At 56.9% G+C, this 12443-nt stretch carries 6 protein-coding genes; 2 read left to right on the plus strand and 4 right to left on the minus strand.

Annotation, left to right across the window (positions count from 1 at the left end):
- Positions 1-270: 270 nt before the first annotated feature.
- Genes GHO42_RS08355 through GHO42_RS08370 form a run of 4 tightly spaced genes read right to left on the minus strand, consistent with a single transcriptional unit; the run spans position 271 to position 7961 of the window.
- On the minus strand, positions 271-2955 hold the full coding sequence (locus GHO42_RS08355; RefSeq protein WP_153327113.1) for a TnsA endonuclease N-terminal domain-containing protein: 2685 nt from the start codon (positions 2953-2955) through the stop codon (positions 271-273).
- Positions 2945-4837 (minus strand): site-specific DNA-methyltransferase, encoded by a 1893-nt coding sequence (locus tag GHO42_RS08360; protein ID WP_178126954.1) that lies wholly within the window; start codon positions 4835-4837, stop codon positions 2945-2947. The genes GHO42_RS08355 and GHO42_RS08360 overlap by 11 nt, the downstream gene beginning before the upstream one ends.
- Entirely contained in the window at positions 4834-7752 is a 2919-nt protein-coding gene (locus tag GHO42_RS08365; protein ID WP_153327115.1) for an ATP-dependent DNA helicase, read from the minus strand. The genes GHO42_RS08360 and GHO42_RS08365 overlap by 4 nt, the downstream gene beginning before the upstream one ends.
- Positions 7749-7961 carry a helix-turn-helix domain-containing protein gene (locus GHO42_RS08370; RefSeq protein ID WP_153327117.1) on the minus strand — a complete coding sequence of 71 codons (213 nt, stop codon included), beginning with the start codon at positions 7959-7961 and terminating at the stop codon, positions 7749-7751. Before GHO42_RS08370 ends, GHO42_RS08365 begins: the two co-directional genes overlap by 4 nt.
- Before the next feature lie 123 nt (positions 7962-8084).
- On the opposite strand from GHO42_RS08370, the gene GHO42_RS08375 reads away from it, so the two are divergent.
- Positions 8085-11354 carry a sacsin N-terminal ATP-binding-like domain-containing protein gene (locus tag GHO42_RS08375; protein ID WP_340056903.1) on the plus strand — a complete coding sequence of 1090 codons (3270 nt, stop codon included), beginning with the start codon at positions 8085-8087 and terminating at the stop codon, positions 11352-11354.
- Between the two features lie 110 nt (positions 11355-11464).
- Entirely contained in the window at positions 11465-12385 is a 921-nt protein-coding gene (locus tag GHO42_RS08380) for a restriction endonuclease (protein ID WP_153327150.1), read from the plus strand.
- The last annotated feature ends 58 nt before the right edge of the window (positions 12386-12443 follow it).

The following is a 12443-nucleotide window of genomic DNA, read 5'->3' on the forward strand; positions in this document are numbered from 1 at the left end:
AAGCCAAACCCGCCCCCGAGAAGCCGGCCACAAGCCGGCTTTTTAATGCCTGAAATCCAAGCAAAATAGGGGCTGAATACAAAACGCCATTCTTGACCCACACTTTGACCCACACCCAAGCGCTGGGTTGCAGGCCGGAGCTCCATCGGTTCGCATTCAACGAACATGGTTGGTGTCGGCTACTCAACATCTGAAGAAAAGCGCATTTGGATCATGCAGCGGGCTCAGGAGGCTGAGACACTAGCTCCACCTCCTGTACTACCACCCTGATTAAAACAACACTCGAAAACGCCGCTTGTCAGCATCCGACGATTTGAGAATTCGATACTCCATCCCACTGGCCACCGCGATCTGCTGGGCGAAGTCCTTTTTGGCCTGCACCACGGCATCTTCGATCTGGTTGTCGGCTTTCACTTCGACGATAACGTACTTCAGGCTGCCATCCGGTTCTTCACGCAGGAAGATGAAGTCAGGATAGTAGCTGCGCACGGTACGTGAGTCCGGGTCGATATACTGAATAAAGAAGTCGGACTGACCGTGCGTCAGCATTCCGGTGAAGTAGATCTTCCTCACCCGCTGCTCGCGCAGCAAGTCCCAAAAAAGCCAGTTTTCTGAGCCCGAATCGAAGCAGTAGGTGTCAAGGTGGAAGCTCTTTGCGCGTTCCTCGTCCTTGATCTGCACGTCGTGCATCCGCACGATCTTGTCCTTGGACGCCGACACCTCGTAGTAGCCGTTGGCAGGCATCTTGATCAGATCGACCTCGTACTCGTCCTTCTTCTCATACTCGTCAAGATCAAACAGCAAACGGAATAGGCGTGGAATGATCTCGTCGTAGAGCAGCTCGTTGAACTCGTTGGTGATGGCTACCAGTTCGTCGATGCCTTCGCTGGTCGTGTCAAGCAACTCCTCGATTTCCAAGGGGCTTCGGTTCAGATAGCGGGACACCTCGGCCACCAGCGATAGCTGTGAGAAGACTCGCTTTTCTCGGCGCGAAGTCAGATCGAAAGTTCGACTACCGGAGGCACGCGTCGCGTCGGCGGCGGTCAAGCCGTCTTGCTGAGTTTCGATCAGGCGGTACTTCTCGACCAACGTACTCCAGTTTTTCTTTTCGGTGCGGTCAATTCCCAGCTTCTGGCCGGGCAGAATTGCCTTCTCACGTATCTGATAGAGCTTGCGAACGCGAACCAGTTTAATCTTAACCGGGGGTTCTACCACGCGGACTTCAACTCGCTCTTTGTCCTTGGCGACATTCTGCAGCTCATCGGCGCTGATGTGGAAGTTCTGCTGCAGCTCGTCGTTGAGGGTGTTGAGGTTGTCGTCCGAAAGGAAGACGTGACCCGTGTGCTGGGCCTGGCCAATGGCACGTAGGCAGCGCATCGTGGCCTGCAGCACGAACACCTTAGACTTGGGCTCGCGGAACAAGCCAACGCCAAACAGAGAACGGCAGTTCCAGCCTTCGCGGCCCTTGTTCACCAGCAGGATGAACTGTTTTTCCGAGCCTATGGTGTCCAGCTGGTTGAACTCGCGGATGTCGTCATTTGAAGTGATTTTGCTGTCGCCCACGTTGACCAAGATGCGCGAAGTCGGGATGCCATGTTTGAGCAGCACGCGCTCGACGGCTGGCCTCAGCTCGCCGATCAACTCTTCTACGGTGGAAGCGAAGAAGGCTAGTTTGGGCAGCAAACCTTCCGGGCGCAGCTCACCAGATTCCTTCAGGAAGTTCTCAATGGCGATATCGACAAACTCGTCGGAGCGGGTGTTTGCGTAGCCGTGCAGCGTCACCTTCTTGAGGAATCCCTTGCCGATGGCTTCCTTCAGTCCGTAGGCATAGACCACCTCCGGCAGCACCACGCGTCCAACGTAGGGCGTGCCAGTGTAGTTGTAGCAGGCCACCACCCTCGTGCCCGCCGCGTTCAGGCTGGCGGCCAGAATGTCGATGGTGGTACGCAGGCTTGTATCTGTTTCTTTGGCACCCACGCCCATGTCCTTAGCCAGCGCCTTGCCGAAGGCGTGGTGGGCCTCATCCACAAAGATGCCCAATTGCTCCAGGCGGCGCAGCTTCTCGAAACGTTGGTTGGTGGTCAGCTCCCCTTCTTCCTCTGGCTGATCGAAATTGTAGAGATCGGCCGCATCGGCGTAGACGCCAGTGGCGGCGAGGGTTTCTCCGGTCGCACCGAACAGCTTGTCGACAGAGGTTTTATCCTTGTGCTGGCGCTTGAGGATGATCTTCTGCGTGTTAGAGACGATGATGTTGAAACGCGAGCGATCCAACGTGTCCAGCGAGGTGCCCGCCTCTTCGAGGTAATGAAATCGCACGTGCATTGTCAGGAAGTTGACGTACTCCGGAGGCACAACGCGGGTGAGGTCAAACGACTCAATTTCCTTTAGCGACTGCAACACCGTTTTGTCTGGCGCAAACACCAGCGCGTTGTGGCAGTAACGCGCGTCCTTCTCAAATTTGTTGCCCAGCAGGAACTCGTAGAAGATGCAGGTCGCCATTAGGATGGTTTTGCCCGTGCCCATCGTCAGCGCAAAAATGTAGTTGGGGTAGGCGCGCGAGTTTTTGCGCATAGCCGCGAATACAGCCTTGTACTGTTCCTGAGTGATCTTGTCGAACAGGCCCACCTGGCCAGCATCGCCGGAAACTACGCCACCCTCGGCGCGGTTGGCAAAACGACCTTGCTTCTCGAACCACTGCTGGAAGATTTCCTCGACCTTGGCGTTCCCGAGAAACTCCTTGAGGAAAACGTAGGTTTCCAGCGCCTCAAACTGCGGCTGGCGCAGGAAGGCCTTGGGGTTCTTATCCGGGTTGTTGAAATCGAGGAACTTGCGCGTCAGCTCCTTGTAGTGCGAGCGGATCGTGCCGCGATTACCCTGGTAGAACTGCCACAGGAACTGAAAGAAGGCAAAGTCGAGCGACGCGCTCACCGCCTTGGCCGCACGTTTAGTCGCCATTGATCACACTCCCTTCCCACGACTCCGACAGCAGGTCGGTAATCTTCACGCGGACGGTGCCTGCATCCTGGGGCACCTTGTAAGCACCCTTGACCAGATCATTCTTGCCGGGGATGTCCACCACTGTCGGTTGCAGCACCGCGCCGTCGTAGTTCCAGTCAATCAACACCGACTCGACCAGCTCCTTCCAGTCCTCAACCGACTCCTTCTGCAGCGAGAGCTTCTGTAGCAAACTCATCGGATAGAAGCGCTCGATAACCAGCTCTCCCTTCTTAATGCACACCTTGGCTTGCGAGTCGCGCTTGAACTCTAGATCAGCCTTGTCGCGCAGAATGTCGACCACCTCGACGTCGATCTTGAACGGCCTGGCGGCCAGCTCCAGCTGCGCAGCCAAGTCCGACTCATGCCCCATGCAGACGAGGGTGATCTTTTCGACCGTGGGGTTTGATTTTTCGTTCTGCTTGCGCTCCCAGGACTTATAGTCGAAGCCCGCGATTAGCTCGTTCAGATCGGCGCGCGTAGCGATGCGGTTGACGGGCATGATCTTGATCATGCGCCCATCCTTCTCGCCGTCGAAAACGGTGCTGAATTCGAGCTTTTGAACTTCAAGCGCCTCGATCAGCAACTCCTTAGCTTGAATGGGGTTGCGGAAGATATCGTAGTTGTTGACTGTATGTACCTCGAAGCCTGGATAGACCTTCTGCACTTTAAAGACAGCAGTCCAGTCGGCTGCGGCGTCATCCCCTTCTTCCTCGATGCTGGCTTGGAAATCACTACCGCCTCGCAAGCCATTCTTGATAGTCGGCTGATATTTGTCATCAGCCATTTCTTCATGGATTCCGAGAAGCCGTTTCGAGGTGGTTTGAACTGATGCCAAGTTAATATCATTGCCGATATAACGTCTGCCATATTTACTGCTTACTGCTTGTGTGGTTCCAGAACCCATAAAGCAATCGAACACGATGTCACCCGGGTTCGAATAGGCAAGGATGATTCGCTCCAACAGAGTTTCTGGCTTCTGTGTTGGGTAGCCCACCACCTCAACGCGATCTGCGGGCTGAAGCATGGGCAGACGCCAAACATCATCAATGGTTCTGTGAGTGGAATTTATGTAAACAACTTTCCCATTCTCGTCTTTGGCATTAACCAGAGACTGAGTGGCTTTATCCCAAACCCGCTTAATTTGCTGCACAGGCTTTTCGCGCTTTTCGCGCAGCTTATTGAATTGAAATTTTCCCGATTTTGAGTAGACAAGAATGATGTCGTGATCAGATGCGAAGCGGTTTATGTTCCCCTGCATCTTGTTGTAGTAGTGCCAGACAATCTCATTCTGGAATGCCCCAGCGCCGAACACTTCATCTAGCAATGCGCGCAGGTAGTGGGACTTATGCCAATCGCAGTGCAAACAGAACACCCCATCATCGCTCAATAGCTCACGCATAAGGATTGCTCGTTCGTAGATGAATTGCAGGTACTCATCATTCGTCCAAACGTCGGTGTATTGCTTTTCCTCAAATGCGGTATACCCAGTCTCTGCGCTCTGCCTGTTTACCTTGATTGTTTTCTTGTATTCGATCTTTGAGTCAAACGGCGGGTCGATATAAATCAGATCTACCTCGCCCCGGAATTCCTTCAACAGGTGGCTCATGACCTGCAGGTTGTCACCCCAGAAAATCTTATTGCGCCAGCCATCCACCTCTTCGCCGTGGACTTCTTTCAGTTGTGCCGGGTAGTACTGCGTCGAGGTAAACGGACGCTTACCGCGCCAGTTGAGCATAGGGTAGCCCTTGATCGGCTCGAACTTGTACTTCTCGACATTGGTGGTGCCGCCATCGATTGTGGTGAGTTGCAGGCTATCCTGCGCGGGGGTGTTCTTGCTCACGAGTTGTTGCTCCTGAATTTCCAATTCTTGTTGTCACAGTAGGCGCGCATATCGCAGCTCTGACACAGCTTTACCGGGCGTGCGGCTATGGCGTACTCCTGCTGCGCAATGCGCGCGACGATGTTGTCGAAGCGCGCGATGGTCTTATCGATGGCCCGGCTGTCCTTAGCGAACGACACGTAAGGGTTCCCGCCGTCCTCGCCGGTGTAGTACAGGTGCATCCGACTGACCTTCTGGCCAGTACGCTCTTCCACCAGGTGGGCGTATACCTCCAGCTGGTGTTGGTACTGACGCAGGCGATCCCGGTCTTTTTCCATGTCAGGCTTCTTCTCAGACTTGAAGTCGATGATCTCGACCGTGTCATGCTCGCCCCTGATCAGGTCGACACTACCTTTGAGGATGTACTGATCCTTGATGAGCGAGATCTCAACCTCGGCCTCTTTGATGCGATCCCAGTGGTCGTTCTCGCGCTCGTAGTAGCGCAGCACGTGTAACAGCGCCGCCTGTTGCGAAGAGGGTGCGAGGTAGACACGCTCTTTCTTCGAGAGCATGGCGTAGTTAGTTGAGAACCAGCCCTTGATTACATCGAAGGTGATGCTGGCTTCTTCGCCCCGCAGTACCGTCTTGTGGATGTCCTCGATGGTCTGGTGCACCAGCGTACCGAACAGCATTGGGCTCTCACGGGTGGGCGCGAACTCAAACTCTTTGAAAAAGCGGTACTGCTCGGCGCAATTCTCGAACACCGTGATGTGCGAGGTGAATGAATACTCGCGCTTGAGGTTGATCTGTTTGACGGCTTCAAAAGTCAGCGCCGACAGATCGACGTCGCGCCAGCTGGGCAGCTCATAGAACAGCCGCTCGAAGTATTTGGACGGCGACTTGCCGTGCCCTTGTTTTTCCTGCGTGGCCAGCATCAACAGGTTCTGGGCACGCGAGAAGGCGGTGTAGAACAGCCGCCAAAAGTCGAAGTCCTTGATGTGGTCGAGCGGCTCGAAGCGCTCCTTGGAAAGGTAACCGCCATCTTCCAGCAGCACATCAAGCGCGCTGTATTGCTTGCGCGGCACCGCCTCCAGCGAGCCACACACCACCACCGGAAATTCTAGGCCCTTGGACTGGTGGATGGTCAGGAATGAGACACAGCCCTTGGGTGCGTACTCGGCCTCGTCCTCGTACTCGCCGATGCCGCCATCCTGAAGGAAGCGCAAGAACTGGTTGAACAGGTCGCGCAGATTCTTTTCCAGCCACTCGGGGTTGAGCACGCTGACAAAGTGCAGATACTCGAACTTAGAGATCAGTTTTGAAAAGGTACCGAGGTTGCGGGCAGCACGCCCTTTGTCCACGCCTTGGACGGCCTCTTCAGTGAGGAATCGCGAGAACAGCGGGAACTGCAGTAACTGGTAGAACAGACCAGAGAAGGCGTAGTCGGTGTTCTGCGTGAGGACGGCGTGGTGTTTGGCCAGTGGCCGTGCCCAGTCCAGCATCGCCTTATTCTCCGGCTTGCGCAGCTCATCGATGAAGGGCTTGAAGCACTGGTGGTCGTAGTAATCCCAGATGGGCAACGTGACGCCTTCGACCCACGCCCGTACCTTGGAGAACTGGGGGAAAAGAAAGATCAGCGCCCCTATCATCAGGCGGATTTCCTCGCGCTCGAAGAACATATTTGAGCGGGGTGAGAATACGGGTACGCCCTGGGCTTCGAGGAAGCGCGCCAGTGCCACCACCTTGTAGTTCTTGACCGAGCGGTACAGGAAGGCTACCTGATTCCAGTCCGAGAGTTGGCCGGAGCTCTTCAACCCATTGAGGAAGGTCAGTACCTCGGCGTGCCAGTTAGTGGTGTCGCCGTTGTTGTCACTGGCGGTCAGTCGCACCGCCGTAGGCAGATCGGGGAAGTCGTCCTCGCGCGGGACGATCTGTTTGGCGAAGCGGTACGCCCGAGTGCCGTCGTCCCAAACCTGCTCCTTCATCCACTCGTTGTAGAAACGGATGATATCCGGGTGAGAGCGGTAGTTGACGGTGAGCTTGACCTGCTTGCACTGGCCGCTGTCGAACAGCGCCGGGAATTCCAGAATATTCCGGATGGTGGCCCCCCGAAAGCGGTACAAGCCTTGGTCGTCGTCGCCCACCACGCACAAATTGCGGCGCTCGCCCGCCAGCATCAGGAGGATGCGCTCCTGAATGGTGTTGGTGTCCTGATACTCGTCCACCATCAGGTGAGTGAGTTTGTCGCGCAGTTGCGCCAGTACCTCGGGGCGCTTTTCCAGCAGTTGCAGGGCCTCATACTGGATACCGGAAAAGTCCAGCGAGTTGTGCTCGTTGAGCAGCTCTTGGTACTTGGCAAAACAGGTGGCCAGTGCGCGGATTTCCACTTCCGGTGCCACCGCCAGCGCAGCTGCGTCGAGCGCCTCCTCGCTCACCTTGTTGAGCCACTTGAGTAAGTTCTCCGACTGCGCCCAACGGCCCGCCTGATCATGGCCCATGACAAGCTGGGCGTCTGGCAGCTCGCGGAAATCTTTGATGCGCTGGTAGAGGAAGTACTGCTGATCGAATTGGTCGAACAGCGTGAAGCTGCGCTTGAGCCGGGTGAACTCGCGGTAGTCTTCCAAGAGCCGTAGGCAGATGGAGTGGAAGGTGCCGAGATACATCTCGTTCAGGTTGAACTGGATGTTCAGCTCGGCCAGCCGATTGGATATGCGGGTGGTGAGCTCGCGCGCGGCCTTATCGGTGAAGGTGACGACCAACAGCGACTCGGGGGCTATCCCCTTGTGGGTGATTAGATAGACGATGCGCTCTACCAGCGTGAAGGTCTTGCCCGACCCGGGCCCGGCAATGATGAGCACCGGGCCGTCGGTGGCCAGAATGGCTTCAAGTTGCTGGGGATTGGCCTTGGACTGGAGGGCGGTGGCGTTGGAAGTCATTCAACCCCCTCGTCATCATCCACTGTCGCTCTGCCGATGCGACTGGCGATCCACTTGTCCAGATCGCTGCGCCGAAAGCGCCACGTGCCACCGAGTTTGAAGGCCGGGAGCTTACCGCTGGCGGCCAGGCGATAGACCGTGCGCTTACCTGCCTTCAAGAAGGCAGCAACCTCGTCAATCGTGAGAATCTCGTCTGGCTGGTCGCTCATCGGCTTCCCATTTCATATGCAGAGTGTTTGGTTTACTGCAACATCTTGTCATTTTATTTCAGACTTGTGCAGACTTGTGCAAACTTGGCATCGGAAAAGATGCCTGACCGAGAGGGAACAGCGGTGACATCGAACTACGAGGCAATTTGCAAGGAAAACCGGGAGAGCTACGGCACTAAGGGCGCTCAAAAGTCAGGGAAGCTTGCCGCCGGGCTGTACGACGACCGCACTCACTTCATCTTCGAATTGCTGCAAAACGCCGAGGACGCCCTCGGCAGGCGCGGAGACTGGCACGGGTCGCGCAAGGTTGCCTTCACTCTAGATTCGACCCGCCTGACCCTCTCCCACTTCGGCAAGCCGTTCGACGAGGCTGACGTCCGAAGCGTCTGCGACATTGCCGAGAGCACCAAAAACGAGTCCTCGATTGGCCGCTTCGGCCTTGGCTTCAAGTCGGTATACACGGTCACCGATCTGCCGGAGATTCACTCTGGCGATGAGGACTTCGCCATTGAGAACTATGTCTTTCCCAAACGAATGGCGCGTTTGGCGCGCGCAGCGGACGAGACGCAGATTATCCTCTCCCTGAAACCCGAGGACACGAGCGCAGCCCAGGACATCACGGCAGGGTTTCGCCACTTGGGCCCGGGCGCGCTGCTGTTCCTGCGTCACATCGACGAAATCAACTGGAGCGTCGAAGGCGGCGCCTCCGGGTTCTACTTGCGTAACAGCCCGGAAACGCTTGGGGCCAATGTTCAGCGCATCACGGTGATCGGCAACGAGGATGATCGCCCCGAAGTCGATCAGAACTGGCTGGTGTTCCACCGCGACGTGTTTTCTGCCGAACAGCAAAAGATCGGACGAGTAGAAATCGCCTTCTCGCTGATCGCAGTGAAGGACGCTCCCGGCCGCTGGGCAGTGCAGCCATTGGCCAAGTCACCATTGGTGGTGTTCTTCCCGACCGTGGTTGAAAGCCATCTTGGCTTCCTCGTGCAGGGGCCGTACCGCACCACGCCCAGCCGCGACAACATCCCGCCCGGCGAGCCGTGGAACCAGCATCTGGTCAAGGAAACGTCCAGCTTGCTGGTGGAAGCGATGCGCTGGATGCGGGACAAGGCGATGCTGGATGTATCGGCGCTTCGGTGTCTTCCGCTTGACCGCGAGAAGTTCCCACAAGATTCGCGGTTCGCGCCGATGTTCGATGCCGTCCAGCAGGCATTTCAGAAGGAGGCGCTGCTTCCGACCTTCGACGGCGGGTACGTTAGCGCCGATCAGGCCAAGCTGGCGCGTACACAAGAGCTGCGCGAGCTGTGCAGCCCGGAGCAGGTTGCGGCACTGTTCGACTCGGAAGTCGCCGCTTGGTTGTCTGGCGACATCACTCAGGACAAGGCACCCGAGATTCGCCAGTACCTGATGCGCGAACTCGACATCGACGAAATCACACCAACAAAGCTGGTGCCGAGCCTGAGCAAATCATTCCTTGAGGCTCAACCTGATGAGTGGGTATTGCGGCTGTACGAATTCCTGAGCGGCCAGGAGAAGGCTCTGCGGCGCCACCTCGACAGCGTTCCGCTCATCCGTCTTGATGATGGCAGCCACGTTGTCGCCCGCGAGAATGGGAAAGCCAAAGCATTCTTGCCAAGCGCCATTGCCACCAGCTTCCCGACGATGCGACGCGCGGTGTGCGCGACACCCGAGGTATGCCTGTTCCTGAGTTCGCTAGGCATCACCGAACCCGACCCGGTGGATGACGTGATCTGGAACCTCCTGCCGAAGTACCAGCAGGAAGAAGTGGATGTGGACGACGATGCCTACTCTGCCGACATCGAACGCATCCGTACTGCCTTCAACACCGACTCGGCCAGCCAGAAGGAAAAGCTCCGCTCAGCCCTGCGCGATACCAACTTTGTAATGGTGGTCGACACCGGCGATGGCAAAGCCTACGTTGCCAAGCCCGGAGACATTTATATCGCCACCGACCGCCTGCAGCAGCTCTTCGCCGGCGTGCAGGACATCCTGATCGTCGACAACGAATACGACTGCTTGCGCGGTGAAGACATCCGCGACCTGCTGGTGTCGTGTGGCGCAAGCCGCTATCTCATTCCTCAAGCAACACCGTCAGGGCTGGCGCATTCCGAGAAGGTGCAGATTCGCCGTGAAGCAGGCCTTGAGCGCGCGAGCTCGGAAAGCCAGCCAGAAGACTTCACTCTTCGCGGGCTGACGCAGCTGCTGGAATTCTTGCCCATGCTGAAACCCGAGGAGGCAGCAGCCAAAGTGAAGGTGCTGTGGGAGGCGTTAGCTGACCTTGAGGCGCGTGGCACTGCCGCCTTCTACGGTTCCTACAGATGGGGCTATTACCACGAGACAAAGACCGCCCGATTCGACGCAGCCTTCATTCGGACGCTCAATCAGGCCGCCTGGGTGCCGAACGCCGACGGGAAGCTCGTACCTCCGGCGCTCGTAATGTTCGACACCCTTGGCTGGAAACCCAATCCTTTCCTGCTGACCAAAATTGCATTCAAGCCGCCGATCATCGATCAGTTGGCCAAAGAGGCAGGCATCGATCCGGCGATTCTCGATCTATTACGAAGAGACCCCGCTATCGTTGCTGAGCTGGTATCTCGATTGAGTGCCAGTTCATTACAGGAGCCCGAATCATCAACAATCCCCGAGCCAGAGGCCGACGAGCCATCCGACGGCGACGTGTACGACGATGCGAAAGATTTGTATGGCGACGACATGCCAGATATCCCGCCTGGGACACCTGATCCCGATGGTGGCGACGGCCAGGGCAATGGAGGGAGACGCGGCGGCCACGACCATACTGGTACCGGCACACCAAGCGGCAATGGCCAGGGCAGTGGCGGCGCTCATGGTGGCTCAGGTGAGCACGGCGGATCTGGCGGTAGAGGAAGTGGAAATGGCGGAGGCAAAAGGACGCCCGGACAGGCCGGGGCGCGCCCCTTCATTTCCTACGTCGGCGCACATCCGGATGACAATGGCCTAGACCCCGATGGCCTCGATCAAGCGGAGCGGATGCAAATCGAAGGGCACGGCATCGGCATAATCATTGGCTTTGAGCCGACGTTGCGCCGCACGCCGGATGGCAATCCCGGCTTTGACCTCTACGAGGTTGACAGCAGTGGCAGGCAGATTCGGTGGGTAGAGGTGAAGTCGATGACGGGCAGTCTGGAAAACCGTCCCGTGGGATTGTCACACACTCAATTCGAATGCGCCCGAGAAAAGGGTGATGCGTATTGGCTGTACGTGGTCGAATACGCGACGGACGCAACAAGAGCTCGCGTACTGAGAATTCAGAATCCCGTCGCTCACGCTAAGACGTTCACGTTCGACCGGGGGTGGGGCGAAATCGCTCAAACGGGACTTCCAACTTGAACGATTCAAGAGCAAACCATTCGGACAGCATCTCCGAAAGATGCTTCCGAAAGTGTGCAGAACCGTATGAAACCTTCGCCCACGCCATCAACCTTGCGCCTGGAGTTGCAATGTCCGTCCCTACATACGATCAGTTTATAGAGCCGATACTGCGCTACCTAGCAGCTACATCCGAAGGCGCGACAGCTCGAGACGCCCATGAAGCTGCTGCTGGGGCCCTAGATCTGTCGGAAACACAACGGCAAGAGCTGATTGCGAGCGGCCAGGCAACATACAAGAACCGTGCAGGCTGGGCCCATGATCGCCTCAAACGCGCCGGCCTATCCACTAGCGCTAAACGAGGCTATTGGAAGCTAACTGATGCAGGCATCAGCTATGCCGCGCAGCATCCCTATCCCCTTACTGCAGATAAGGTAGAACAGCTCGCCATCGGCTTTATGGATGTAAAGCTCAAGGGGCCATCTGACGCCATCCCGCTCGACGGACAAGAGCAGGCTGCTCAGACAGCAAGCTCAGCCACTGTCAGCCCAGATGATCGGCTGGAGCAGGCGTTGCGTGAGCTACGCGAAGCGACTGCAGTTGACCTGCTGGACAGCCTTCTGCAAGTCAGCCCTAACCGCTTCGAAGTCATAGTGCTGGATGTATTGCACAGCCTTGGCTACGGCGCTAGCCGCAATGACTTGCAACGCGTAGGCGGTAGCGGAGATGGCGGAATCGATGGAGTGATCTCGCTCGACAAGCTCGGACTGGAAAAGGTCTACGTCCAAGCCAAACGTTGGCAAGGTACGGTTGGCCGCCCCGAGCTGCAAGCCTTCTATGGCGCACTTGCCGGGCAAAAGGCGAAGCGCGGAGTATTTATTACCACCTCTGGATACACTGCCCAAGGCATCGACTTTGCCCGTTCGGTCGAGGGTATGGTGCTGGTTGATGGAAGTCGGCTTGTTAACCTGATGATGGATCACGAAGTCGGAGTAACGTCGCGGCTGCTCAAGTTGCCGAAACTGGATAGCGACTACTTCGATGAGGAATGAGGCTATTAATTGGTCGTAGGCTCCAGCTGTGTGTCCATCACCGGCAGCGGGTTAAGTG

It is taken from the genome of Pseudomonas sp. FSL R10-0056 (genome assembly GCF_009600105.1).
Taxonomy (GTDB): Bacteria; Pseudomonadota; Gammaproteobacteria; order Pseudomonadales; family Pseudomonadaceae; genus Aquipseudomonas; species Aquipseudomonas bubulae.

Excerpts from the sequence above, each read along its gene's own strand:
- GHO42_RS08355 (WP_153327113.1), bottom strand. The coding sequence starts at position 2,955 with ATGGCGACTAAACGTGCGGCCAAGGCGGTGAGCGCGTCGCTCGACTTT.
- GHO42_RS08365 (WP_153327115.1), bottom strand. The coding sequence starts at position 7,752 with ATGACTTCCAACGCCACCGCCCTCCAGTCCAAGGCCAATCCCCAGCAA.
- GHO42_RS08370 (WP_153327117.1), bottom strand. The coding sequence starts at position 7,961 with ATGAGCGACCAGCCAGACGAGATTCTCACGATTGACGAGGTTGCTGCC.
- GHO42_RS08380 (WP_153327150.1), top strand. The coding sequence starts at position 11,465 with ATGTCCGTCCCTACATACGATCAGTTTATAGAGCCGATACTGCGCTAC.